The 25,686-nt window shown below is 62.6% G+C and carries 18 protein-coding genes and 1 pseudogene; 13 read left to right on the top strand and 6 right to left on the bottom strand.

Annotated elements, in window-relative coordinates:
* The first annotated feature begins 139 nt into the window (after window positions 1-139).
* The 5 genes and pseudogenes from F8O05_RS14840 to F8O05_RS11950 all read left to right on the top strand — a co-directional run bounded on the left by F8O05_RS14840 (window position 140) and on the right by F8O05_RS11950 (window position 6,012).
* Window positions 140-277 (top strand): hypothetical protein, encoded by a 138-nt coding sequence (locus F8O05_RS14840; protein ID WP_192497168.1) that lies wholly within the window; start codon window positions 140-142, stop codon window positions 275-277.
* A 159-nt stretch (window positions 278-436) separates the two neighbouring features.
* The gene (locus F8O05_RS15345; protein WP_158052982.1) at window positions 437-2,401 is read left to right on the top strand and encodes an HNH endonuclease signature motif containing protein; all 1,965 of its coding nucleotides are present in this window, start codon (window positions 437-439) and stop codon (window positions 2,399-2,401) included.
* 172 nt (window positions 2,402-2,573) lie between these two features.
* Window positions 2,574-2,723, top strand: a pseudogene (locus F8O05_RS15340) (DUF2510 domain-containing protein); the annotation flags it as partial.
* Between the two features lie 312 nt (window positions 2,724-3,035).
* Window positions 3,036-4,412 (top strand): Ltp family lipoprotein, encoded by a 1,377-nt coding sequence (locus F8O05_RS11955; protein WP_225735897.1) that lies wholly within the window; start codon window positions 3,036-3,038, stop codon window positions 4,410-4,412.
* Between the two features lie 169 nt (window positions 4,413-4,581).
* Window positions 4,582-6,012: an Ltp family lipoprotein gene (locus F8O05_RS11950; protein WP_192497165.1), complete on the top strand. Its 1,431-nt coding sequence runs from the start codon at window positions 4,582-4,584 to the stop codon at window positions 6,010-6,012.
* 87 nt (window positions 6,013-6,099) lie between these two features.
* On the opposite strand, the gene glpK is transcribed toward F8O05_RS11950, so the two are convergent.
* A complete protein-coding gene (glpK, locus tag F8O05_RS11945; protein ID WP_158052979.1) occupies window positions 6,100-7,611 on the bottom strand; it encodes a glycerol kinase GlpK in 1,512 nt (503 codons plus the stop codon).
* A gap of 219 nt (window positions 7,612-7,830) precedes the next feature.
* Entirely contained in the window at window positions 7,831-11,913 is a 4,083-nt protein-coding gene (locus F8O05_RS11940) for a lamin tail domain-containing protein (RefSeq protein ID WP_158052978.1), read from the bottom strand.
* Between the two features lie 194 nt (window positions 11,914-12,107).
* Here F8O05_RS11940 and F8O05_RS11935 point away from each other — a divergent pair, with 194 nt between their 5' ends.
* The 4 genes from F8O05_RS11935 (at window position 12,108) to guaA (ending at window position 16,437) form a co-directional block, all read left to right on the top strand.
* Complete coding sequence (locus F8O05_RS11935) at window positions 12,108-13,232, top strand: GuaB3 family IMP dehydrogenase-related protein (protein WP_158052977.1); 1,125 nt, start codon at window positions 12,108-12,110, stop codon at window positions 13,230-13,232.
* A gap of 69 nt (window positions 13,233-13,301) precedes the next feature.
* Window positions 13,302-14,243, top strand: coding sequence for an SURF1 family cytochrome oxidase biogenesis protein (locus F8O05_RS11930; RefSeq protein ID WP_158052976.1), 942 nt, complete (start codon window positions 13,302-13,304; stop codon window positions 14,241-14,243).
* An 8-nt stretch (window positions 14,244-14,251) separates the two neighbouring features.
* A complete protein-coding gene (locus F8O05_RS11925) occupies window positions 14,252-14,788 on the top strand; it encodes a DUF3817 domain-containing protein (RefSeq protein WP_158052975.1) in 537 nt (178 codons plus the stop codon).
* A 50-nt stretch (window positions 14,789-14,838) separates the two neighbouring features.
* Complete coding sequence (gene guaA / locus F8O05_RS11920; protein ID WP_158052974.1) at window positions 14,839-16,437, top strand: glutamine-hydrolyzing GMP synthase; 1,599 nt, start codon at window positions 14,839-14,841, stop codon at window positions 16,435-16,437.
* Window positions 16,438-16,528: 91 nt separating this feature from the next.
* Here guaA and F8O05_RS11915 read toward each other — a convergent pair whose 3' ends face one another.
* The 3 genes from F8O05_RS11915 to F8O05_RS11905 form a co-directional block, all read right to left on the bottom strand.
* Window positions 16,529-17,527, bottom strand: coding sequence for a Gfo/Idh/MocA family protein (locus tag F8O05_RS11915; protein ID WP_158052973.1), 999 nt, complete (start codon window positions 17,525-17,527; stop codon window positions 16,529-16,531).
* Window positions 17,524-18,021, bottom strand: a complete 498-nt coding sequence (locus F8O05_RS11910) for a heme-degrading domain-containing protein (protein WP_158052972.1) — start codon at window positions 18,019-18,021, stop codon at window positions 17,524-17,526. Before F8O05_RS11910 ends, F8O05_RS11915 begins: the two co-directional genes overlap by 4 nt.
* Before the next feature lie 223 nt (window positions 18,022-18,244).
* The gene (locus F8O05_RS11905) at window positions 18,245-19,912 is read right to left on the bottom strand and encodes an alkaline phosphatase (RefSeq protein ID WP_192497164.1); all 1,668 of its coding nucleotides are present in this window, start codon (window positions 19,910-19,912) and stop codon (window positions 18,245-18,247) included.
* 177 nt (window positions 19,913-20,089) lie between these two features.
* Between F8O05_RS11905 and F8O05_RS11900 the strand changes: the two genes are divergently transcribed.
* The 3 genes from F8O05_RS11900 to F8O05_RS11890 all read left to right on the top strand — a co-directional run bounded on the left by F8O05_RS11900 (window position 20,090) and on the right by F8O05_RS11890 (window position 22,608).
* Complete coding sequence (locus F8O05_RS11900) at window positions 20,090-20,482, top strand: DUF3054 domain-containing protein (protein ID WP_158052970.1); 393 nt, start codon at window positions 20,090-20,092, stop codon at window positions 20,480-20,482.
* 163 nt (window positions 20,483-20,645) lie between these two features.
* The gene (locus F8O05_RS11895) at window positions 20,646-21,569 is read left to right on the top strand and encodes a Bax inhibitor-1/YccA family protein (protein WP_192497163.1); all 924 of its coding nucleotides are present in this window, start codon (window positions 20,646-20,648) and stop codon (window positions 21,567-21,569) included.
* A 40-nt stretch (window positions 21,570-21,609) separates the two neighbouring features.
* On the top strand, window positions 21,610-22,608 hold the full coding sequence (locus F8O05_RS11890) for a glycerophosphodiester phosphodiesterase family protein (RefSeq protein ID WP_225735889.1): 999 nt from the start codon (window positions 21,610-21,612) through the stop codon (window positions 22,606-22,608).
* On the opposite strand, the gene F8O05_RS11885 is transcribed toward F8O05_RS11890, so the two are convergent.
* A complete protein-coding gene (locus F8O05_RS11885) occupies window positions 22,609-22,971 on the bottom strand; it encodes a hypothetical protein (protein ID WP_158052968.1) in 363 nt (120 codons plus the stop codon).
* 272 nt (window positions 22,972-23,243) lie between these two features.
* Between F8O05_RS11885 and F8O05_RS11880 the strand changes: the two genes are divergently transcribed.
* Complete coding sequence (locus F8O05_RS11880) at window positions 23,244-25,670, top strand: ATP-dependent helicase (protein ID WP_158052967.1); 2,427 nt, start codon at window positions 23,244-23,246, stop codon at window positions 25,668-25,670.
* The last annotated feature ends 16 nt before the right edge of the window (window positions 25,671-25,686 follow it).

The raw sequence follows: 25,686 nt of genomic DNA, 5'->3' as shown, positions 1-25,686 counted from the left end.
CGGGTCGGGTATTGGTTGAGACCCTTGGTCGAGATATCTCTATGTCGAGATAACCAAGCCATCCTATACAAGTCTTATGTATCGGGTCTTACGTTGCGGTTCTTGGTCTTGTGGCTGCCGTCTCGGAAGGTGGATGGTCGTGAAATTTTGTGCCCGCAAGGATGCTGGGGTCGATGCGGGATCGCTCTTTAAGTTCGTAAAAGGCCAGGGTCACTCGGTGGTCGGACTGGTTTCGGGTGAAGCGATTAATAGTCTCGATGTCGGTGGCTCAGGTTAGCCTCCGGGAGACAGTTCGCCACGTGGGATCCTCACTAATGATGGAACAAAAAATCCCATTTAGCAACCCTTGTAATTAAGATTTATGTTCGATAGCCTGTGTTGTATCAGTTCGCAGTAATGCTCATGTGAACCTTGCGACGGGGAGGTGAAAGTGCTCATGACTATCGTTGATGATCATTCTTCGGTCTCGGGTGCTGCTGTACCCGGTGCTGCCTTTGTCGTTCGTCCAACGGACGGTCGAATCTTGAATACGTCCGAGTTTCTTGATCTGCCTCCGTATGGCGATCCCATTGCGACTCAAGCAGTCCCGGCCTCGCGCCCAGCCAAGCGGACGCGTTACAAGCGGACCATTGAAAACCTCCGCGCGGCTCGTAAAGAGAAACTCGAGGCTGAGAAAGAAGCGAAGAAGGTAGCAACCACGTCTCACAAGGGCGGCAACCTGGAAGGGGGCACTGGGGGAGCGTTCCTCGCTCCCGATACTGCTAACAACATTCCGAAGACCGGTGCGACGAGTTCGTTGCCGTCGAATGGTGAGGATGTCACTCCATCAGGCCTCTCCTGGGGTGGGCCAAATCGCAATTTATCAAAGCCCACAGGCAGACAAACGCCCACGGGTGCTCAAAGTTCGGTAAGGGGTAAGCGTCGTCCGCGTGCAAATTTTGGTGCGTCGTGCGAAGCGGACGAAGTGCGGCACGACGAGGTGCTTGCTTCAGTCACGAGATTTAATGACGCATTCCGGGCACGAGCCGCAGCAGATGCAGCCCAAATCCGGGCACTCGCAGTGGCATATGACATTGCCTTAGAGCGCGCGTTGATGAGTATCGCTGGTGGGTCGACAACGCCGCGAAAGATTCGCGATATCCGGTTCGACACCGAGAGTGAACAGCGCGTGTTTTCCTGGCATCTCACGTCGATAGTGGGTGAGTTTGCAATCTCCACCAATGAGAGCGACGCAACGCTTCGCAACCGTGCGGGCGATGCACGCCTTCTGACCACAAAGCTCCCCGACTGGCTGACAGCTCTCGAACAGGGGAAAGTCGATCTGCGCCATGTCAATACGATGTTGCGACATGGACGGCAACTGTCCGAAGAGCATGTCGCCGAGTATGGCGCGGTCACGCTTGAATTTGCGGTAGGTCACACGCCAGGTCAGACAGGCACCTTTGCCGAAGAAGCCGCAGCAACAATCGCGGCCATGGCGTTTGAAGAGGCCCATGCCCGAGCGCGGCAGAGTCGAAGCGTCTCCTACCGACACGACGGCTTTGGGATGGCGCGATTGGACGCATATTTGCCGAGTGAGTTGCTCGCACCAGCTATGCAATTGCTCGAACTTGGTGCTCGGGAGCTGCGGGAAATAGACGCCAAGGCCGCTGCCGAACATGCTTCGGAGGTTAAGCGAGCCCGCGAGCAGGGCTTGCCGGAGCCGGAACCGTTCCAGCCAGACACCCGAACGTTGCCACAGATGCGCGCTGATTTGCTTATCGAGACTTTGCTGTGTTCGGCTCCTGGAGAATCACGGGTAAAGACGACCGTGAGCGTAACTGTGCCCGCATTTTCGTTGCTGGATGCAGAACGCATGGTCGAGAAGACTGCCAAGGAAGCCGCTGCGGGCGATGCCAACAAGGGCGGGGCCACTACACAATGCTCCGGCTGGCGTGCAGACGGGCATGGGCCCGCACTCTTGAACGGGACGCAGCCAATGAGTATTGAACAGGCTCGCCAGTTCGCGAGCGATGCTTCCTTCCTTGAGCGCATCCTCATCCACCCGGTAACCGGGCAAGTCACGGCTGTCGACAAATACGAAATGTCTATCGGGATGCGTCGATTCTTGGAGGTCCGAGATCGCACCTGCAGATTCCCGGGTTGCGTCCGACCAGCGCAATATTGTGATGCCGATCACACGCATCCATACAGCGAAGATGGCCCCACCGATGTGGATAATCTTGCGCACTTATGTCGTGCCCACCATGTCCAGAAACACCGCAAACCTTGGACAGTAACGAACTTGGGTGGAGGGGTTTTGGAATGGCGCACCCCATTGGGGCAAGTGGCAACGACGAGCCCGATTCCTCACGGTCCGGTGTTTGTGCCGGTTGGTGAATACGGGCCGCCCCCGTTCTAAGAGTCGCGACATCGTTACGTGGTGTGCCATCGCTCTTTATCGGCAGCGTTCGTCAGCCTGGCGATTGAATTAGGCGCTGACCGCTGGGCAAGCGCTACCGAATGGCTATGCTTTTTGCAGCATTCACGGGTCAGGTTTGCAAACTGTCGCCCAGCCAGAAGTTGTGCCATGAATGCGCAATACATTGCATCCATCGCGAGCTCAAAAAAGAGGACCAATGTCGAACCCATGGGCCAACCCAACCTCTACTGGGTGGTATCCCGACCCGCTGAAACGCGGCGTCGAGCGGTATTTCGATGGCGCGGCCTGGACGGGTGAATCACGGTCGACCGGTGGGCAGGATGCTGGGTCTGGGTCTGGGTCTGGGCGCGCATCGCGGTGGGATACGCGGCGTCGCGAAGCGCGTGAGTTGCTTCAGCCCTCGGGCGATGCGGAACCTGCGCTTCGCGATCCTGCCAAGTTTTCCTTAAGCGCCGGAGGTTCGCTCAGTGCTGGGCTACTTAGTGCCAGCTCGCTCTTTCGCTCCGACTCGGCTGCAGAATCGGAGGATCCGCAGGCCGCGGCTGGGCGAGCACCACGTCCCATTGGGTCACTGAGGTCGGAGCCCTCGCTGAGCGCCGAAATTGTGCAGGGATTGATTCCATCACTTGGGGCGGAGCCTGCGCTCGAGGTTGAACCGACAATCGGTGTTACACCGACACTCGGTCACGCGCCGACCGCTGGTCTCGATGCTTCCGAGCTGATTTCGGATCTGAAAGACCAGCCCTGGATTCGGGAGGCCGCAGAGAAAACCGGTGCGAGCGGCATGACACAAGCCGCAGGTGCGGCGCTCGCAGGTGCCGCCGGGCTCGCAGCGGGAGCCGGACTTGTCGCGGGGCGCGGTGCCAAACAACAGCAACCCAACGCAGCGGCTCAAGATGCCCAAACTCCTGCAACCAGTCAGGCCTCTGCATCCAACCAGACCTCGGCATCCGCCCAAACCAATGCCGAATCCCAGATTTCTGCATCCGACTCGGCCACTACATCCAGCCACACCGCGAGCTATAACGCGCAGCAGAACTACAACCCGCAACAGCACTACACGCCGCAACAGCACTACACCCCACAAACGAACTATGACCCGCGGCAAGCCTATGATCAGGCCCGCGCCACCGCGTCCGGCGGCATGACCTTCTCGCAAGCGCAGGAGCAGGCGAACGCCCAGGCTCGCGAGCAGTTCGCCTCATCCGTGAAAGCGAAAGCCGAGCGCACCAAGCAACAGGCTCAACATAAGGCAGGAAAAGCCACCGCGAACGCCGCCAAGACGGCAAAGAAGACCGGCGCTGGGTGCATTTGGGTCATTGTGATTTTCATCATCGGCCTTGTCATTTGGGGTAGCAATCTCGGCAACGACAGCGACAGCAGTACCGACACGGATTCCGACAGCGGCTACTCCTATAGCTCCCATGACGAGGAAGATCCGGTCGAGGTGGCCTGGTGGTACCTCGACTCGATTCCGATGAGTCCGGACGAACTCATAGATCAGCTCGAATATGAAGGCTTTGATCGTGACGTGGCGGAAGAAACCGTCGCGAACCTCGACGTCGACTGGGACGAACAAGCTTGGCTTGCCGCGGTCGACGCGTTGGACTACGGCGCATACTCTGAGACTGATCTCATAGAGCGTTTGGAAAGCCGCGGTTTCACTACAGAGCAAGCCACCGCAGCGGTAGAGCTCCTCAACATTGACGAAACCGAGCAAGCGCACCTCAAAGTTGACGACATCCTCGAGTATTCAAACTACTCACGCGACGGGCTGATCGAACGACTTGTTCGCGATGGTTTCACTCAGGAAGACGCCGAGGCGGCGGTGGACGGCGCCAACGTTGACTGGAACGAACAGGCGTACCTGCAGGCAGAAAGCTATCTCGATGAGAACATCCTGGAGTACGAAGACCTACGCACTCAGCTCGAGTACGAGCAGTTCACCGAGGACGAAATCCAGTACGCACTCGACCAACTGACCCCGTAGTGAACTCAATATTGAGGCCCTTGCGGACCAAACCGATTACTCTTTATTGTGCGTGCAGCAGACATTAATATGGCCGCAACTCTGGTTGTGTTTTTGCAGGGTAGATAAGCTTCTCCCTGGTTTATGAGTGGCGATACGTTCGGCACTGTCTCTACGAATGGGATCGTTAATGAATAACTCTTGGCAGAATCCGCCCTCCGCGGGCTGGTATCCAGACTCGCAGCAGCCCGGGCAGGAGCGCTACTTCGATGGCGTCGCCTGGACTTCCGACTACCGCCCGGTGTCGGGTGGGGCAGGGGATGCACCGACGCAGCAGTATGGCACCGGCCAGTTTGGTGCGGGCCAGTACGGCTCCGACCAGTATGGTTCCGGGCAGTACGGCTCAGGTGACCAGAACTCCAATAGCTTCGGCGGCGGGCAGTACGGCTCTGGTGACGCTCCCACGCAGCAGTACAACGCATCCCAGTTCGGGAGCGACGCACCGACCGAACAGTACGGCGCCACTGGCTCCTACGGGGTGCCGCAGCCGGATGGTTCGGGACAGTACGTTTCGGGCGGCGGCGATGCCGGGCAGTACGGCGGCGGACAATCCGGTTCAGGGCAGTACGGTTCGGATCGGTACGGCTCGGACCAGTACGGTGCCGGCCAGCAAGGCGCTGGCCAGTATGGTGACGCGCCGACGCAGCAATTTAGTGCGGCGGATGCACCGACCCAGATGTACAACACCCAGCAGTTTGGTGGTGACCAGGGCCAGTCGAGTCAGTACGGTACTGACCCTTATGGTGCGCCGCAGTATGGCACCGGCCAGGCTGGTGCGCAGCAGTACGGCGGCGGCCAGGGTGGATACGGCGATGGCGGCTACGGTGCTGGGGGATACGGTGCCGGGCAGTTCGGCCCGAACGGGCAGGACCCGCAGCAGGCCGCGAAGTCCAAGCGCAACAAGCTGATCGCCTGGATTGGCGGTGGGGTCGGTGTCGTGATCATCGCGGCAATTGCCATTGGTATTGCCGTCAGCAACTCGGGCTCAAAGTCCGACGAAGCGGAAGAGCCGGTAGCCGAGTCGACGACGCAGGAGACTGCGGAAGAGCCGACCGAAGAGACCAAGGCGGAAGAGCCCACTGAGGAGACGAACGAGGCCCCGAAGCCGAACACGTCGAACCCGACGCAGAGCCAGCAGGATGCGCTGGAAAAGGCTGAGTCCTACCTCGACACGATGGCCTTCTCGAAGGAAGGTCTCATCGATCAGCTCGAGTACGAAAAATTCTCGACGGAAGACGCCACCTGGGCCGTCGAACAACTCGACGTGGACTGGACCGAGCAGGCAGTGCTCTCGGCCGAAGACTTCCTCAAATACGTCGGTGGATACTCCGAGCAGGGCCTGATCGACATCCTGATCTATGACGGCTTCACTTCTGATGAAGCAGAAGCCGCCGTCGCCTCGATGGACATTGACTGGAACGCACAGGCTGTGGAATCCGCCGAGTCCTACCTCAGCGCGATTCCGGACATGACTAAGGACGAGCTCTACGACCAGCTCATCTATGAGGAATTCACCGAAGAACAGGCGCAGTACGGCGTGGATAACGTGAAGTTCCCCTAACCGCTGAACTCATTACGCCGAGATCATTACACGCGTTCGCCCCGACTGAATCAGTCGGGGCGAACGCGTTATTGCGAGGCCAGGCCGCTAGGCCAAATCGAAACTACGGGAGACTGCTTCCCGCCACTTGCCACGGAGCGCTTCCCGCGCATCCTCCGGCATTGAAGGGTAGAAGCGGCGGTCCTCCTGCCAAAGACTGCGAAGCTCGTCGAGCCCCGACCAGAATCCGACCGCTAGCCCCGCGACGAACGCGGCACCAAGCGCCGTGGTCTCGGTAACGACAGGCCGCACGACTGGGACTCCCAGCACATCCGCCTGGAACTGCATGAGTGAGTCGTTCACCGTCATGCCGCCATCCACGCGCAGTTCGGTCAATGGTTCGGGCGCATCGGCGTTGCACGCATCCAGCACGTCTGCCGACTGGAAAGCGGTCGACTCGAGCGCCGCGCGGGCAATGTGTCCCTTATTGATGAAACGGGTCAGGCCCACGATCACCCCGCGCGCATCCGGCCGCCACCAGGGCGCGTATAGTCCCGAGAACGCCGGGACGATATAGCATCCGCCATTGTCTTCGACCGTCTGAGCGAGCGGTTCGATCTCGGCCGAAGACTTGATCATCCCGAGGTTGTCGCGCAGCCACTGCACGAGCGAACCCGTGACTGCGATCGAACCCTCGAGCGCATAGTGGGTGGGTCCATCCCCGAGCCGATAGGCGACCGTGGTGAGCAGCCCATGTTCGCTTTGCACGGGCTTCGTGCCGGTGCCGTAAACGAGGAATGATCCGGTGCCATAGGTGTTTTTCGCCTCGCCCATGTCGAACGCAGCCTGCCCGAAGGTCGCCGCCTGCTGGTCGCCGAGGATCCCGGCCACCGGCACACCCGGTAGCGGCGAGCGCACCGAACAGCGGCCGTAGACCTCGCTGGAGGAGCGAATCTCTGGCAGGCAGGCGCGCGGAATATCGAAGGCTTCCAGCAGCTCGTCATCCCACTGGCAGGTGTCGAGCCGCATCAGCAAGCTGCGGGATGCATTGGTCACGTCGGTGATGTGCACCCCGCCGTTCGGGCCGCCGGTCAGGTGCCAGGTGAGCCAGGAATCGACCGTGCCGAAGAGTACCTCGCCGCGCTCGGCGCGCTCGCGGATCCTCTCCACGTGCTCGAGCAGCCAAGCGATTTTGGTGGCCGTGAAATAGGCGTTCAGTGGCAGGCCGGTGCGCTCGCGGAACCGGTCGACGCCGCCCTGCTCAGCCCCTTCTTCAGCGATCCGGTCAACGATCTCCTGGGTGCGAGTGTCCTGCCAAACGATGGCTGGATGCAGGGGTTTGCCGGTCTTGCGGTCCCAGCAGATCGTGGTCTCGCGCTGGTTGGTGATTCCGACCGCGACGATATCGGTCGCGGTGAGCTGCGCGTCGGCGAGCACCAGACCGATGCAATTGCGGGCATTGCGCCAAATCTCGTCCGCGTCGTGCTCCACCCAACCCGGCTGCGGGAAGTACTGTGTGTGCTCGCGCTGTGCGGTTGCGAGGATGCTTCCGGCACGGTCGAAGACGATCGCTCGTGTTGAGGTGGTGCCCTGATCGAGGGAGAGGATGTAGTCGGCCACGCTGCCTCACATTCGTTGTAAATTCCGCCGCTGGTTGAGTGCGGCACGCTGGGCCGCATATCGAAACCAGTCCCAACCTACCGCTGGTTGAGTGCGGCCCGCAGGGTCGCGTATCGAAACCAGCTTCGCAGTAAGAACCCAGCTGAGATCCCGTCAGGAGACCCAAAGTGGGAGCCGACCGGCTGGCCGACTCCCACATTCTGGTTGTGACTAGGGGATTTAGAGCTCTACGCCCTGCTGCTTGCGTCGGATCACGAGTACCGCGACACCGAGCGCGATGAGTGCACCGGCGATGAAGAGCGGTACGGTCGCGTTCGCGCCGGTTTGCGCGAGCCCGTCGTCCGTGCCGTCAGCTTCGTTTGCGGAGGAGTCCTTCGACCCGCCAGCGTTGTTTGCACTGTCGTTGGCGTCAGCGGAACCATTGTCGGAGCCAGTGGCCGCAGCGTTTGCTTCCGAGTCAGCCTCGGCAGGGGTTGACGGGATCGGTGTCTGCTCGCCGTCGGCGTCGCCTTCAGCGTTTGCCGAACCGGCAGCGCCAGCGTCGCCCGAGGCTTCTTGGTCACCTTCGGCGCTGGTGTCGCCGGAAGCTTCCTGGTCACCTTCGGCAGCGGTGTCACCGGAAGCGTTGTCGTCACCCGACGAGTCAGCCGAACCGTTCGCATCCTCATCACCCTCACCGGGCTCTGGGTCAGTGGGTTCAGGCTCAGTAGGCTCTTCTGCACCCTCCACAGTCAGCGCGAGCGGCTTGGTAGCAACCGAGTTACCGTCCGCATCCGTGGCCGTGACGTACCAAACCTGGTCGGTCTCGCCCGCGGTCAAGGCGACCTCGAGCGCATCCCCAACCGCAGCATCCGTCACCGAAGCGACCTCGGTCGGGGCGCCGGTGACAGCCCAGCCGGTGGACGACAGCGTCGTGTTGCGCACGAGCGAGATGTTCGCGACGAATTCCTCGTCAGTCTCGTCGTAGCGGGCGGCGTCGCCGCGGAATGCGGGCTCGTCGTACTTCCATGCCTCGAAGGAGTCGAGGTGTGGCGAGTAGGTGTTGATGGCCATCAGGCTCGCGTCGAGGTCGAACTGCAGCAGGCGCTGGAATCCGGTGTCGCGGTCGAGCAGGTCGTCGCGGGTCGCGTTGGGGTTGCCGTCAACCTGGGTCGAACGGTAGCCCTGGTAGTCAGCGAGCATTTCGACAACCGTGCGGCCGGTTGCGCCCACATTGGTGTGCGCGTAGGTGGCGTCGGCGATCTCGGTTGCATCCACTTGTTCACCCGTTACCGGGTCGGCGTACTGCGTTGAAATACCGTGGTAGTGACCACCGAAGACGAGGAACACGTTGTCGTTCGGGGCGATCACGTACTTCCAAATGTCGTCAGCGTTACCCGTGTAGCGCAGCTCGGTGCTGTCGCGAACATCCGAGGTGTGCAGGTACGAGTGCGTCGCGATGATGACATTGTGGTCCGGGTGCGAAGCGGCCTGCTCGGAGGCCCATTCCATCTGCTCCATCGAGGGGCGGTACTGCAGGCTGATCACCATGAAATCGACACCTTCGTGCGAGAAGAAGTCGGTGTGTGCCGAGTTGTCACCCTCGCGCCAGGATTCGCCGTACCAGTCCTTCGAGGAGTACATATCGACCGGGAAGTACTCGTTGTACATCTCGTTGTCGTAGCCCCACTTGTTGTCGTGGTTGCCCGGCAGGACGCCGTTCGGAATCCCAGCGTCGTTGATGTACGACATGATCTCGGCTGCCGCAGCGTATTCCCGCTCGGCACGCTCGGGTGAGTTATTGCCGTTGATCCAGTTCTCGATGATGTCACCGGTGAGCGAGTTGTACGCGATCTTGCGGTCGTCAGCGTTCGCGACCACCCAGGTGGCCATTTCGCGGAACACGTCGCGGTAGCCTTCGGAGTAGAACTGCGTGTCGGTCATGTGGTTGAGCGCGAAGTCGTAGCTGCTGGGGTTCGCGAACGCCTGGTCGGTGACGCCGATTTCATCGATCAGCCCGCCCTCGGTGCGCGGCCCGTCGATCACGAGCAGGTTCGCGGTGCCGCCGTTGCTGGCGGATGCGGGGATTTCGGCGATCAGCGACAGGTCGCCATCCGCAGATGGCACGGCGGTCGTGAGAATCTCCCAGGCCGAGGTCTCGGTGTTCCACGCCAGCAGCTGGATTTCGTTGCGGGACGCGGTGGTGCCGCTCCACAGGAACTGCTCACCCGTGGCACCTTCGGTCACCGGCACCTCAAAACGCTGGAAGGGGAATTCGCCCCCGGTACCGATGGTCTCGAGCGCCTGAGCGGTGTCGATTTCGGCTTCGCCGTCGATTTCGAGGGATGCGGGGATCGCCTCGTTCGTCGTGCCCGCGTACACCTTCACGCCGGCTTCATCGCGCTTTTCGGCCTGGAATGCCGACATGGAGACGGTCGTGCCGTCCTCGTCGCTCACGGTGACGGATGCATTAAAACCGGTGTCGTCCAGGGCAGCGGTCGGGGTACCGGGCACGTGGTTCGTGTCCACCTCGACCGGGTCGAGTTCGCCGTCAAGCGGCTGCGTCGGGTCGATCAGCGGGGCATCAATCAGCTCGCCCGGGGTGCGGTCGGCGACGATCTGGAAGTCCAGTTCGTTGTCGCCGGTATCCTGCGCGCGGGTGATCGACTCACCCTCGTCGTTCTTGACGTAGTTGCGAACCTCTTCGCCTTCGCGGCAGGGGGTGTACACATCCTGGTTCACGTCGTAGACCGCGACGGCGTCCACCTTCGCGCCGGTGCCGTCGGTGATGTACATGCCGAAGCCGTCGGTCTGGTTGAGGCCGGTCGAGTAGGTTGCGTCCGCGATGTCGCGGAGCTCTGCCGGTGCGCCGGAGGCGACCATCAGGTAGGTTTCGCCCGGAGCGAGGTCGACATTGCCGAGGTCGGCCACCTGCGCGTTCGAGCCGATGCCCGGCTGTCCGGTGCCGTAGCAGCGGTAGGCGGTCCAGCCCGAGAGGTTCACCGTCTCGGTGCCGTAGTTCGCGAGTTCCACGAACTCGTCATTGCCGCCCTGGGGGCCGGCCCCCGTCAGCTCACTGATCTTGATGTCGGTGAATTCTGAGACGGGGGATGCGGTGACGGCAGGGTTCGCGTCATGCTCGCCCGGGGTGCGGGTCGTGGTGAGCGAGAAGTCGACGCTGTTGTCGCCGGTGTCGTCCACGCGCACGATGACCTCGCCGTGGAAAGCATTCGGCTGGGTAGCCAGGGGGCGCGTGTCCATGCAGGGGCTATTGCGGTTTCCGTAAACGGCCACGCGGTCAACGATTTCCTCGTTCGGCGTGTAGATGATCGCACCGTAGTTGAGGTGGTGCATGCCGCTCGAGAAGGTCGCATCCGAGTTCGCCTTGATGCCTTCGTCGGTGGCACCGCTGTGGCTGATCAGGAAGCTCTCACCGGGCTGAATTTCAGCATCCGGCAGGTTCCCGTTCATCAGGTACTGCGAACCGTTGTCGCCGCAGCGGAAGTACTGGTAGCCGCCGACGTTTACGGCAGCATCGCCAAAGTTCGTGATCTCCACGTACTGGTCGGCGCTCGTGACCGCGCCGCTATTGGACAGCTCAGTGATGCGCAGGCCGTTGTCTACGCGGGGGACATCCCACTCGGTCGCGTTCGGCGCATCCACGGTGCGGGGTGCGACCACCCAGTCCTTGTCGATATCGCCGGTGTTGTCCACTCGCTGGTGCGATTCATCGAGTCGGTGCTGCAGCGTGTTTTGCGACCACTCGCCCGATGCGGTGGCGCAGTCGGTGGAGACATTCTCGTGATAGAACCCGATCGCGTCGAGTCGCTGGCCGGATGCATCCTCAATAAAGGCGCCGAAGCCAAAGGCGTGCAGGCTGGTGTCGTAGGAACCATCGACCTCGTACTTCGATGCGGCGGCCGCCGTCGTGTACTGGTCACCCGGTTGGAGCACGGTGCCATCGGCGATGACCGTCTGTGGGCCGTAGCCGCCGCCGGTCTGGCCGCAGCGGAAGACCTTCCACCCCGAGAGGTCGACGGCGGCGTCGCCGTAGTTCGTCAACTCGATGAAGTTCTGGTTGCCGTCGCGGTTGGCTTGTGGGGTGGCACCCGCGCCACCGGCCGCGATTTCGCTAATGAGCACGCCGGAACCGTCGGGTTCCACATCGTATTTTTGTGGAGCCAGGTCGGCCGCGAATGCGGCGGTCGGGGTTGTCAGGGCGGCGGCAACCACGGCGACGGCAGCGGCTCGGCCGAATTGGCCGATGCGCTTTCGTCGATGGTGGCGGCCGCGTATTGGTTCTGCGGGCTGGAATGGCAGCACGGAATCGCGTCCTTCTCGGATTGAGTTCTTTTATTTTCGGTGCGCTCTGACCAAGTAATTGGTCGCGCAAGCTGACCTTCGCTGAACAGGGTTGCCGACACTTGACGCCGAGGTGGCCGGTAAGTGAAGTTCGTTCAGTAACCGGCGTGGCGCCGCGATAGGCGCATCCAGCCAGAGCCCGATAGGCTTAGCTGGTGACTGAATTTGAGATTGGCCGTGCAAAGCGCGCGCGACAGGTGTATTCGCTCGACGACGTTGCCATCATTCCCTCGCGTCGAACTCGTGACCCCGAGGACGTGTCGACGACGTGGAAGATCGACGCGTTTGAGTTCGAGACACCGCTGGTTGCCGCACCGATGGACTCGGTGATGAGCCCGAGCACCGTCATCGAATTCAGCAAGCTCGGTGGCCTCGGTGTCCTCGACCTCGAGGGGCTGTGGACCCGCTACGAAGACCCCGAGCCCCTGCTCGCGGAGATCGCCGACCTGCCCGCAGCCCAGGCGACCACGCGAATCCAAGAGATTTATCGTGAGCCGATCAAGGGCGAGCTGATCAAGGCGCGCCTGCAGGAGATCCGCGACGCGGGCGTGGTTGTCGCCGGCGCACTCTCGCCGCAGCGCACCCAGGACCACTACGAGGATGTGCTCGAAGCCGGAGCGGATATTTTCGTGATCCGCGGCTCGACCGTCTCGGCGGAACACGTCTCGGAAAACCGCGAACCCCTCAACCTCAAGAAGTTCATTTACGAACTCGACACCCCTGTGATCGTCGGCGGTGCGGCAAGCTACACCTCGGCGCTGCACCTGATGCGCACCGGCGCCGCCGGTGTGCTCGTTGGCTTCGGCGGGGGAGCGGCCTCCACCACTCGACGCGTGCTCGGCATTCAGGCCTCGATCGCCACCGCCATCGCGGATGTTGCCGGGGCACGCCGCGACTACATGGACGAATCCGGCGGCCGCTACGTGCACGTGATTCCCGACGGCGGCTTCGGCACCTCGGGTGACATTGTCAAGGCACTCGCCCTCGGTGCGGATGCGGTGATGCTCGGCGCAGCGCTCGCTCGCGCCACAAACGCACCGGGTCGCGGCTGGCACTGGGGTGCGGAAGCGCGCCACGACCGGCTGCCGCGCGGCAACCGCGTGGAGATCGGCCAGGTTGGCACGCTCGAGGAGATCGTTCGCGGCCCGGCACACCAGGCTGACGGCACCGAGAACCTTTTGGGTGCGCTGCGCTACGCGATGGCCACGACCGGGTACACCGACCTCAAGTCCTTCCAGAAGTCGAATATTTCGGTCATCCCGCACGGCGACCAGCGCTAGTCGCGCTCGACCGCGCCAAGCGCAGACCCCAAACACCACCCCCGCCCAAACAACAACCCGAGGACTGCATTGCTCAAGACCATGGTGAAGCCGAAATGGCTCGCCCTGCTCGGTGGTGCGCTCCTCGTGGTCGTACTGTTTCTGCTGCTGGGACGCTGGCAGCTGAACGCCGCCTTCGACTCGTCGACCACCGCGGTGGACAGCGAACAGTACGAGGAAGTCGTGCCGCTCGGAGAGCTGATCCAGCCCGGTGGGGGCGTGACCGAAGAGACGGTAGCCCGTTCGATCACCATGTCGGGCTGGCTGGTGCCGGGGGATTTCACGATCGTCTCAAACCGCATTCAGAACGGTGAAACCGGCTGGTGGGTGGTCGGGCACCTCGCGGTTGCGGATGACGGGGTCTCGGAATTTCTCCCCAGTAGCCCGGTAGTTACTGAGGAGACCGAGACCGGCACCGCCTCCGAATACCCGGGCCTGGTGGTAGCGTTCGGCTGGGCCGCGACCGAAGACGAAGCCCTCGCGGCCGCTGCCGAGCTCAATGCATCCACCCCACAGATTGCCGAACAGGCAGCGCCGCTGAACATTGTCGGCAAGCTGGAAGCGCTGCAGGAACCGGTCATTGACCGCGATGGCCAGAACCCGGCCCAGGTGAATTCGATGAGCGCGGGCCAGCTCATCAACACCTGGCAGGCACCGGCGGTGAGTTACTACGCGGCCTGGAGCCTCGTCGAAACCGGCGTCGAGCTGCCGGCCGGGCTGCAACCGATCGCGGTGGTCGCGATTGACGATAGTTTCCAGCTCGACCTGCTCAATATCTTCTACGCCATCGAATGGCTCGTGTTCGCGATCATGGCGATCTACATTTGGTGGCGCCTCGTGCGCGATGACTATCAGGCAGAGCTCGCGGAAGACCCGGTCGCCGACCTCGCGGAAGAAATCCGTCGCGAGAAACTCCGCGCGCTTGCCGCCGAGCGTGCACCCCAAGACAAGCCCGCCCCCGAACGAAACTGAGTTTGACGATGAGCAGAATCCCTCGCCCCGAAGAGTTCCCCGGCATCCACGCGCGACTGCGCTTCTACAAGGTGACCGCCTGGATCACCGGTATCTTGCTGCTGTTGCTCGTGGTCGAAATGGTCTTGAAGTACGCCTTCCATCTCGAGATCGAAATGTTTGGGCCGTTTGGTTTCATGGCGCTCGTGCAAGAGGGAACGGTCACCGCCTTCAACCTCTCGCGCTGGATTCTGATCATCCACGGTTGGTTCTACGTGGTGTACCTGATCGCGTCGTACCTCGTGTGGCTCAAGATGCGGTGGGAGCTCATCTGGCTGCTGGCGATGGCCGGCGGCGGTGTGGTGCCGTTCCTGTCCTTCATTACTGAGCACCAGATGGCCAAGCGCGCCCACCGCGAGCTTGCTGAGGCGCAGCTGATGTGGGATGCGCGGGTTGAGGAAGACGCGAAGCTTGCGGCGGTTGAGGACTCGCTCAGCGCCGAGCAGCGCGCCGCGCTCGACGCCGAGGTGGACGCCGAGGTGAAGCGCCGCACCGACGGGGAGTAGTCGCGTGCGCGGTGCCAGGGTGACGTGCTCAGTGCCCTAGACTTGGTCGGGTGACAGATGAATCTTCTTCGACCGCAGTTCGGCCGGTACTCGTTGTCGATTTCGGCGCGCAGTACGCCCAGCTGATTGCCCGACGGGTGCGCGAGGCGAACGTGTACTCCGAAATCGTTCCGCACACCATTAGCGCCGCCGAGGTTGCCGCCAAGCAACCGCTTGCCATTGTGCTGTCGGGTGGCCCCTCGAGCGTGTACGCCGAGGATGCGCCTAACTTCGACTCCGAAATCTTTTCGCTCGGTGTCCCGACCTTCGGCATTTGCTACGGCTTCCAGACCATGGCCGTCGCGCTCGGTGGCGAGGTAGCTCGCACCGGTAAGCGCGAATACGGCTCCACACACGTGGTCCTCTCCGACCAGGCTTCCTCCTCGAGCATCCTCGCCGAGCAGCCCGGCAACCAGATCGTCTGGATGAGCCACGGCGACTCGGTCGCGAAGGCCCCCGAGGGCTTCCAGGTGCTCGCATCCACCGACGACACCCCGGTGGCCGCATTCGCCAACGAAGAGCGGAAGCTCTACGGCGTGCAGTGGCACCCCGAGGTGCTGCACTCCGAGCACGGCCAGGAAGTGCTTGCCGCCTTCCTGCACCGCGCCGCGGGCATCCCGAATGACTGGAATCCCGGCTCGATCATCGAAGAGCAGGTCGCCCGCATCCGCGAGCAGATCGGCGGCGATGAGGTCATCTGTGGCCTGTCGGGTGGGGTTGACTCGGCCGTTGCCGCGGCGCTCGTGCAGCGCGCGGTGGGGGAGCAGCTCACCTGCGTCTTCGTGGACCACGGCCTGCTTCGCAAGGACGAGCGCCGCCAGGTTGAGGAAGATTTCGTGGCCGCGACCGGCGTGCGCCTCGTGACCGTGGATGCGCGGGAGCAGTTCCTGGGGCACCTCGAGGGGGTCACCGACCCGGAAGAAAAGCGCAAGATCATCGGCCGCGAGTTCATCCGCGTCTTCGAGTCCACCGCGGCTCGCCTCGTGGAAGAGTCCCGCACCGATGACATTCCCGGCGAGATTAAGTTCCTCGTGCAGGGCACCCTCTACCCGGACGTCGTCGAATCCGGCGGCGGCACCGGCACCGCGAACATCAAATCCCACCACAATGTCGGCGGCCTTCCCGAGGACATGAAGTTCGAACTCGTCGAGCCCCTTCGTGCCCTCTTCAAGGACGAGGTCCGCGCAGTGGGTCGCGAACTCGGCGTCCCCGAGGTCATCGTCTCCCGCCAGCCCTTCCCGGGCCCGGGCCTCGGCATCCGCATCATCGGTGCGGTCAACGAGGAGCGGCTCGCGATCCTGCGCGAGGCGGATGCGATTGCTCGCGAAGAGCTCACCGCCGCCGGTCTCGACAGCGAGATTTGGCAGTGCCCGGTCGTGCTCCTCGCGGATGTGCGCTCGGTGGGCGTGCAGGGTGATGGCCGCACCTACGGTCACCCGATCGTGCTGCGCCCGGTCTCGAGTGAGGATGCGATGACGGCCGACTGGTCGCGCATCCCCTATGACGTGCTCGCGAAGATTTCGAACCGCATTACCAATGAGGTTGAAGAGGTCAACCGCGTCGTGCTCGACGTGACTTCGAAGCCGCCGGGGACCATCGAGTGGGAGTAGCTATGCAGCTGCTTCTGCGGTAACAAAAAATCCCCGTTCCCTATGTACTTGGATGCACCTGGGAACGGGGATTTTTGTCGGTCGAGCGGCGTTATTGTTCCAGCGATACTGCCACCCCACGCCGTGCGGATTCCGCGGCGGCCAGGGCAAGCGCCAGTGCGTGCCGACCGTCGTGCAGGTTCGCGAGTGGGGCAGCATCCCCTCGCGTGACGGCGACGAGGTGCTCGATTTCGGCCCGGTAGGAGGCGGCATAGCGTTCGGCATACGGGCGGATGAACGCATCACCGGCACCGCTGTGGTCAGGTCCCGAAGAGCGCACCAGTGTTGGTGTGGGGTTGGTCAGCGCGAGGGTGCCTGCGGCGCCGAAGGCCTCCACGCGTTGATCGAAACCGCTCGGGTTGTGCCGCGAGTTTTGAATCACCACGGATGCGCCGGTGGCGGTTTCCAGCGTCACGAGCGCTCCGGAGTAGTCGCCGAGCTCCGCAAGGTCTGGATCGAGGCGTTGCCCGAAGGCATACACCTTCGTGATCTCGCCCGCGATATAGCGGGACATATCGAAATCATGGATGGTCATGTCGCGGAAGAGCCCACCGGAAGTGGGGACATATTCCAGTGGCGGCCGGGCCGGGTCGCGGCTCGTGATCGTCAGCTGCTGCAGGGCCCCGATTTCGCCGGCGTGCACGCGCTGTCGCAGTGCCGCGAAGGACGGGTCGAACCGGCGGTTGAAGGCGACCACGCAGCGTTCGGTGGCCGAACCGACATTGGTGATGCACGCATCCACCCGCGCGAGGTCGAGGTCCACCGGCTTTTCTACCAGGATCGCCTTGTCGTGGCGAGCCGCGAGCTCAATGTGGTCGGCGTGCACGCCGTTGGGGGAGGCGATCACCACCGCGTCGACTTCGCTGCTCGCGCAGGCCGCTTCGACGGCGGCCGTGGCGGCACCGTACCGCTCGGCGAGCTCCGGGGCTTTCGAGCCGCCCGCGACAATCGCGAGACGAGCCCCCGGAGTCTGGGCGATGTTCAGCGCGTGGACGCGCGCCATCTTGCCCGCGCCGAGCAGCGCGATCCGCACCTCCCGCTGGCGGCTCATGCGCGGCCGCGGTATTCCTGGAGCGCCTTCACGATGAGCGCGTGATCTTCGTGCATTTCCAGACCGCTCACGCCGATCGCGCCGATGACGTTGAGCCCCACACGGATCGGGAACCCACCGCCGGGTGCGGCATAGCCCTCGGCGTCTGCGTCTGAGTGTTCGTCGGCGGCCTGCCCATTGGCAAGGAAGTCGTAGCGCACTGCGAGGGAGGAGTGGCCATAGCGATTGACGATGCGGAACTTCCGCTCGAGCCAAGCATCATTTTCGGCATCCGCGCTGCCAGTGGCGGCGTGGAAGGCGCGCTGCTCGCCGAGCTTGATTGCGATGGCAATCGAGAGGTCGTGTTCGACGGCGTAGTCACGCAGCCAGGTGCCGATGGCCCAGGCGTCGTCGAGGCCAAAGCTGTCGAACTTGAGGCCGTATTCCTCGGCCAGTAGGTAGTTATGCGCCTCAGTGGGCATCATTCCGGTATATCGCGTTGCCTGATCGAGCATCGGGTCCTCCTTGATCGCGGGTTCGGCGTAGGTCTGGTGTTGCGACGTTCGTCGCTCGCGACAGAACCTATGCCCAGTCTATATGTCATGTCAATAGGACATAAATTTCTCGCGGGGTTCGTTCAGGATGCGCCGGGACGGATGCGCGGGTGTGGTCTGCCAAAAGTAAGTGGCCCCGCAGTTCGAAAGGGAGAACTGCGGGGCCACAATCTTGGTGAGCTGCCTATTCGGCGGCTGCCTTACGCCAGCCCTTCAGTGCGAATCCGGCGCCGGCCAGCAGCAGCGTGCCGGCTGCAATGCCGATCGGGAGGAATGCATCCGCACCGGTCTGGGCGAGCTTGTCGCCCTTGTCGGCGTCGGTCGAGGTGCCGTTACCCTTGTTGCCGTTCTTGTCGCCATCCTTGTCTGTGGTGGGGGAGGTAGCATCATCGGTTTCGGTCGGCTCTTCGGTGTCTGCCGGGTCCTCGGTGTCAACCGGGTCGGTGGCCGAGTTGTCGTCGGTCTCGGTGGGTTCCTCGTCATCGTTGCCGCCCTCGGCCGGAACTACCCAGGCCTCGTCGAGCAGCCACGCGGCCATGTCGGTGTTGTCGAGGTAGTCGCCACGCACGCGGTCGTTGTTTGCCGCGGCCATCGAAGCGATGACCTCCGAACCGGCGCCCTTGTAGAAGAACGGTACGAGCTGGTTCGTGTGGTCGCCGCTGTTCCAGGTGTGGAGCGAGCCGCCGGCTGCTTCGGCGTTGGGGACCATCGAGCTGTAGTCGCCCTCGGTCTCACCGTAGAGGTAGCCGGTTTCGTGGTCGGCGGTGATGACCACGAGGGTGTCATCCCAGTTCGAGTTGGTCTCAACCCAGTCGATGACTGCGTCAACGGTCTGGTCAAAGTCCTGGAGTTCTTCGAGATCGCGGTCGGTCTGGTTGGCGTGGCCGGCCCAGTCGATCGCGCCGCCTTCAACCATCAGGAAGAAGCCGTTGTCGTTGTTGTCGAGAACGTTGAGGGCACCCTCGGTCATGGTCTTGAGGTCCACAACGTCGTTCATCGGTGCGCCCTCGCTGCGACCCTGCTGGAGGGTGTCGCCCACCTGCGGGGTGCCGAAGACGGTCTCGGGGGTCTCACCGGTGGTGAGTGCCTCGAAGTCTTCGGTGGTTTCGATGAAGGTGCGGTCGGTTTCACCGTTTGAGACGGCTTCCCAGTCGGCTTCGTTGATGTAGGTAAAGTTGCCGTTTTCGCGCGGCTGACCGTCGTTGTCGTAGTGGGGGTGAGCTACACCGAAGACCACTTCGAGGTCGCCGTAGATCTGCTCGTTGGCGATCTCGCCGTAGGCGTTGCGGTTCTCGTTGTGCGAGGAGTATGCCGCGGGGGTCGCGTGCGAGTACGGCACTGAGGAGACTACGCCGGTGCTCTTGTCGAGCTGTTCCGCGCGCTGGGTGAGGTTTTCGAGTTCGTTGTTCTCGGGGTCGAAGCCGAGCATGCCGTTGTTGGTCTTCACGCCGGTGGCCATTGCGGTACCCGCGGCAGCCGAGTCAGTTGCCGAGGCGGCGTTCCAGGAGAAGTCGGTCCAGGATGCGTTGCTGTCGTAGGCGTTGCTATTGGCCGAGTGGGTGGACTGGCCAACGTGGTCCCAGGCCTGCCAGCCGGTTGGGGCGGCGTTTTCGCCGGAGAGGATCACCTTCTGGTCGCCACCGCGCTGCACCTGCCAGTAGGTCTCGCCGGTGTTCGATGCGTTCATCAGGTCGAGGTGGTTGTAGCCCATACCGTCACCGATGAGCACGATGACGTTCTTGGGGGAAACGTCCGCCGCGATCGCGGGGGCGGCGAACGCGGTGCCTGCCATTGCCATGCACGCTGCGACGCCGGTTGCCGCGAGAGCCTTGCCAAACTTGTTTGACTTCAAGTCGAAACCTTTCAGTGTTCTTAACCGAACTCTCAGTTGTTTGTGGAGAACGCATCTGATGTGCAATTCGCGCCTCAACATAGAGAAGACTCGGCACCAAAACGTTTCAATGGGTGGCCGGGAGGTGAACCCCCGGTTGCGAGTCGGGGCATCGGTGAGACTCGATAGCATTGCGGGATGCAGAAGCTTCGCCGCGCCTACACGCGCAATTCGTGGATTCCCTTTGTGGTGGATGTCGTGCTCGTGATTGTGTTCGCGATCGCCGGACGATCAAGCCACGCACAAACCCTCGGCGTCATCGAGGTGTTTGTGACGGCGGGACCGTTCCTCGGGGCACTCCTCATCGCCTGGCTGATCGTGAAGCTCACGAAAATGCAGCCCTCGGCACCCTGGCCCACCGGCATCCTCATCTTTGCCGTGACGGTCACGAGCGGCCTGGCCCTGCGCATCCTCTTCGGTGCGACCGCGGCGCTGCCGTTCATTTTGGTGACCGCGGGCGTACTGGCCGTCTTCCTCATCCTGCCGCGACTGCTGCTGCACGCGAAGCGCGAGGTCGAAGCGATCGATTAGCACACGCCCAAATAGCACACGCGATCTGGCTAATTCACAGACAATTTTCGTGATGTTTCACGCTGTGGGAGGAATGCTGCGAGCGCGCGTCTCGTTCCCTCTCTAGACTGTCGGGAACGCGGCCAACGTGTGTCGCATGACACGAGACCGGAGACTTACTCATATGGCGAGTTCAGCACTACAACGAAATCCATACTTTAACGGCCAGGCGCAGCAGCAACAGGGCTACGGACAGCAGCAACAGGGCTACGGACAGCAGCCTCAGCAGGGTTACCCGCAGCAGGGTTACGGCCAGAACGGGCAGTACGTGCAGGGCACGTACCAGGGCCAGTACCAGCAGATGCCCTCGCCGCAGGCGATGGACCACCAGTACAACATGCCTTCCCCCTCGCAGGATCAGCTTGGGCGGATGACCGTGGAGGACTCGATCGCCAAGAGCGCCACGCTCTTCGGTGTGGTTCTGGTCGTCGCGGCGATCACCTGGTTCCTCGGCCCGAGCATCGGCATGATGCTCGCCCTTGCCGGTTCGGTTACCGCGTTGGTGCTCGGCATCATTCTCGCGTTCAAGAAGGAACCGAGCGTGCCACTGATCATGATCTTCGGTGTCGCCGAGGGTCTGCTCGTGGGTGGTTTCTCGGTCGCCCTCGAATCGCTGTACCCGGGGATCGTCGTACAGGCGGTGCTGGCGACCTTGATCGTGGTTGGTGTGACGCTGGCGCTGTTCACCTCGGGCAAGGTACGCACCTCGCCGAAGGTGACGAAGTTCTTCCTGATCGCGGGTGCCGCATACCTCGTGTTCTCGCTCGTGAACGTCGGACTCATGCTCACCGGCGTCTCGCAGGACCCATGGGGTCTGCGCACCGGTGTGGAGATCTTCGGCATCCCGCTCGGTGTTCTCCTCGGTATCTTCGCAGTGGTGATGGGCGCCTACATGCTCATCGGTGACTTCGAGTACATCGAGAACGGTGCCCGCTCGGGTGCACCGCGCAAGTACGGCTGGATCGCGGCCTACGCGGTCGTCTCGACCGTGGTGTTCATCTACATCGAGATCCTGCGCCTGATCGCCATCCTGCGCGGCAACGACTAGGAGTTCTACCAACGCTCTGAAGGCGGGGTCACCTTGAACGGTGGCCCCGCCTTCAGCGTTTCCCGCCTTCATTGTTGTCTCGGCGCTGGATGCTCGGCTCGCGTTCACCGGCCACAGGCACCATGGCAGCATGTCACCGCTGATCATCGGCCACCGGGGTGCGCCGGCATATTTGCCTGAGCACACCGAATCGAGCTATCGCCTCGCGATCCGTCAGGGCGCCGATCTTGTGGAGCCCGATGTCGTGCCGACCCGCGACGGCGTGCTGCTCGTGCGGCACGAGCCGCAGCTCGCATCCACCACCGATATTGCCGAACATCCCGAGTTTGCCGACAGGCGGCGGGACACAGACTGGTTCGCGGAAGACTTTACCTGGGCTGAACTGCAGCGGCTGCGTGCGGTCGAGCGCATCCCACAGCTTCGCCTCACCTCCGCCGCGCACTCGGGGGAGGAGGTCATCCTGCGGCTGCGCGACCTGGTGCGAATCGTGGCCGAAGAATCGGAGGTCTGCGGGAGACATTGCGGGCTCGTGATCGAGCTGAAGCACGATGCCCGCTGCCTCACCCTGGGCTTCGATTTTGTCGACTTACTCGCGCAAGAACTCGACGGGCTGTGGCACCTCGAGAGCCTGCGCGATCTGCGCATCGAAAGCTTTGAAGCCTCGGCCCTCGATCGGCTCCGCGAGGCAGGATTCCCCGGGACGCGCATCCTGCTCGTCGCAGCCGCCGAAGAGGTACTGCCCGGGGAAGAAGGCCCAGAGCGGCTGACTGCCGCGGGCCTCGATGACGCCGCGAAACGCTTCGACGGGATCTCGGTGCGCGCTTCGCTCCTCGACGCTCCACTCGTCACGGCTGCGCACGCCCGTGGGCTCGAAGTGTTCACCTACACACTTCGAGCCGAGGACGAGTTTCTACCGCCCGCCTATCTGGGCCGCCCTGAGGACTATTGGCGCGCCATCATCGCGACGGGAGTGGACGGTGTCTTCGCCGATGCGCCCGATCGCGTGCGCGCGCTGCTGGAGCGTGAGGACCGCGTGTGATTAGGTGTCGAGCACTCCATCGCCGTCGGTGTCCATAAACGTCTGGTCGATGAAGCCGTCCGCATCCGTATCCACCTGAGTGGTCTCGTAATAGCCGTCCTCATTCGTGTCGGTGTAGACCGTTTCGAGATACCCATCAGCATTGGTGTCCTCGGCGATGGTTTCGTAGTAGCCGTTCTGGTTCGCGTCAATACCCTTCACATCCGTGATGCCGTCACCGTCGGTGTCGACGTAGGTGGTGTCGATATACCCGTCGGCGTCCGTATCGACGTGTACGGTGTCGTCGTATCCGTCTCCATTGGTGTCTTGCGCTAGCGTCTCGTTGTAGCCGTCGCCATCCATGTCATATGCGGTTGAACTCATCTCTAAGCCCCTTTGCTCAGCAGGAAGCCGCGGCAGCTTCCACCGGTGATTCGTCTCAGTCTGTGGCTGCGGCAAGCAGGAATGTTGCAGCCTTGCGCACAGTGGGTACCGCTAACGCTGTAATTCAGGAGATTCCCGGGCCCTACCAATGAATCCTTGCGGGTGTGCCACGGGACAGCATCCGCCGCGGTCATGGACTCACCAGCGAGGCGGATTAGGGCAAGATCGACGCCAGCACGGATGTCGGTGGTGCGGCTTAGGATGGTGGAGCCATGACGTTCTTGCCTCCCACTGCCATTCCTGCCGACCTCGTCGAGGGTCTGAATCCGCCCCAGCGCGCCGCCGTCGAGTATCGCGGCGATGCGCTGCTGATCATTGCCGGTGCGGGGTCGGGAAAGACCCGCGTGCTTACGCACCGCATCGCATCGCTGATCGCCACGCACGAAGCCTGGCCGAGCCAGATTCTGGCGATCACCTTTACCAATAAAGCGGCTGCCGAGATGCGCGAGCGCGTCGGGCAGCTGCTGGGCGAGGCCGTGGAGGGGATGTGGATCTCCACCTTCCACTCGGCCTGCGTGCGCATCCTGCGCCGCGAAGCCGAGAAATTTGGTTACACCCAGGGCTTCACGATCTATGATTCGGCCGACTCGAAGGCACTCATCAAGCGCATCGTCAAGGCGCTCGAAGCCGAGTCGATGGGGGTGACGGTCTCGACCGCGCAGAATCGGATTTCGGGCCTCAAGAACGAACTCATCGACCCGGACGGCTTTGCGCGCCAGGTGGATTCCACGAACCCGCGCGATCAGCTCATCCTGGAAATCTATCGCCAGTATCAGCGACAGCTCGAACGCAATAAGGCCTTCGACTTCGATGACCTCATCGCCCAGACCGTGTGGCTCTTCCGTGCCTATCCGGAGATCGCCGCGCTCTATCAGCGTCGCTTCCGGCACATCCTCGTCGACGAGTATCAGGACACGAACCACGCGCAGTACGCGTTGATTCGCGAACTCACCCGCGGCAGCGAGCCGCAGCACGTGCCCGCTGATACCCGCATCCGGCTCGCTGCAGATGGGTCGATCCCGCCCGCCTCGCTCACCGTCGTGGGTGACTCGGATCAGTCGATTTACGCCTTCCGCGGTGCCGATATTCGCAATATCACCGAGTTTGAGAAGGACTTCCCGGGCGCCGAAACGATCCTGCTCGAGCAGAACTACCGCTCGACCCAGCACATCCTCGATGCCGCGAACGCCGTCATCGGCAACAACTTCGATCGCCGTCCGAAAAACCTGTGGACCGCCGCGGGGGAGGGCGCGAAGATCGTCGGCTATACCGGCTACTCGGCGCACGATGAAGCGCAGTTTGTGGCGGATGAGATTCACAAACTGCACGATCAGGGCACGAACTTCAACGACATGGCGGTGTTCTACCGCACCAACGCGCAGACCCGTGCGCTGGAAGAAATTTTGATCCGTTCGGCCGTGCCCTACCGGCTGATCGGCGGCACGAAGTTCTATGAGCGTGCCGAGGTGAAGGACATCGTCGCCTACCTGATGTCGATCGCGAACCCCGCGGATGAGCTCTCGGTGCGACGCATTATTAACTCACCCAAGCGAGGGATCGGGCCCTCGACGGAGACGGCGATCTCGCTGTTCGCGCAGGACAATGACATCACCTTCCGCGAGGCGATGGGCCGCGCTCGCGAACTCGGCCTCGGTCCGAAGGTGACGAACGCCATCCTCGACTTGGAACACGTGCTCGTCGAGGCAGAACAGTCGATTGACCCGGCGCGGAACACCGGCGCCGTGCCGGTCTCCGACATGCTTGCGAAACTCGTCGAGCGCGTCGGCTACATTGAAAAGCTGCGCGCCACGAACAACCCGCAGGATGACGCGCGCGCCGAAAACGTTGAAGAACTCATCAACGTCGCGAAGGAATTCGACAAGCAGCACCCGGACGGTACGCTCGTTGATTTCCTCACGGAGGTGGCGCTGGTTGCAGCCGCCGACGAACTCGATGACGAATCGGGTGCGGTGTCGCTCATGACACTCCACACCGCGAAGGGCCTCGAATACGACGCGGTCTGGATCACCGGCGTGGAAGAAGAGCTGCTGCCGCACAAGATGAGCGCGGATGAACCGGGCGGGCTCGCCGAAGAACGTCGCCTCTTCTACGTGGGCATCACCCGCGCGCGGAAGATCCTGCACCTCTCGCTCGCGCTGACTCGCACGCAGTACGGGGAATCCTCGGTCGCGATGCCGAGCCGCTTCCTGCAGGAAATTCCAGAAGCGCTCATCGCCTGGCGGCAGTCGCCCGGCATCGCCACCTCACGCGGTGGCGAGCGGCCGCGGGCGCTCAACGCGACGGGCTACGGCTCGGGCTACGGGAATGGTGGCGGGTTTGGCGGCCGGCGGGCGGTGGGCTCGCGCTCCTATGGCGATATGCCGCAGGGCGCCGGGCTCAAAAGCGAATTCAAACCCACTCGCGGCAACCGCACCTTCGACAATCAGATCACCGGGGCGATGAAGGACAACGCCGACCTCGTGCTGGAGACGGGGGACCGGGTCAAGCACACCGACTTCGGTGAGGGCACCGTGCGCGCCGTGACTGGCATGAAAGCCAAGCGCATCGCCGAAGTGGAATTTGATGAGGTCGGCCGCAAGAAGCTGCTGATCAAGGTCGCACCCCTCGAAAAGCTCTAAGGCACAAAGAACGCGG

Source organism: Gulosibacter chungangensis, assembly GCF_008831155.1.
Lineage (GTDB): Bacteria > Actinomycetota > Actinomycetes > Actinomycetales > Microbacteriaceae > Gulosibacter > Gulosibacter chungangensis.
This window is presented reverse-complemented; position numbering and strand designations above follow the sequence as displayed.

Bases quoted from the DNA above. Each gene is read 5' to 3' on its own strand.
- F8O05_RS15345 (WP_158052982.1), top strand. From the start codon at position 437: ATGACTATCGTTGATGATCATTCTTCGGTCTCGGGTGCTGCTGTACCC.
- F8O05_RS11950 (WP_192497165.1), top strand. From the start codon at position 4,582: ATGAATAACTCTTGGCAGAATCCGCCCTCCGCGGGCTGGTATCCAGAC.
- F8O05_RS11925 (WP_158052975.1), top strand. From the start codon at position 14,252: ATGAGCAGAATCCCTCGCCCCGAAGAGTTCCCCGGCATCCACGCGCGA.
- F8O05_RS11915 (WP_158052973.1), bottom strand. From the start codon at position 17,527: ATGAGCCGCCAGCGGGAGGTGCGGATCGCGCTGCTCGGCGCGGGCAAG.
- F8O05_RS11910 (WP_158052972.1), bottom strand. From the start codon at position 18,021: ATGCTCGATCAGGCAACGCGATATACCGGAATGATGCCCACTGAGGCG.
- F8O05_RS11900 (WP_158052970.1), top strand. From the start codon at position 20,090: ATGCAGAAGCTTCGCCGCGCCTACACGCGCAATTCGTGGATTCCCTTT.
- F8O05_RS11895 (WP_192497163.1), top strand. From the start codon at position 20,646: ATGGCGAGTTCAGCACTACAACGAAATCCATACTTTAACGGCCAGGCG.
- F8O05_RS11885 (WP_158052968.1), bottom strand. From the start codon at position 22,971: ATGAGTTCAACCGCATATGACATGGATGGCGACGGCTACAACGAGACG.
- F8O05_RS11880 (WP_158052967.1), top strand. From the start codon at position 23,244: ATGACGTTCTTGCCTCCCACTGCCATTCCTGCCGACCTCGTCGAGGGT.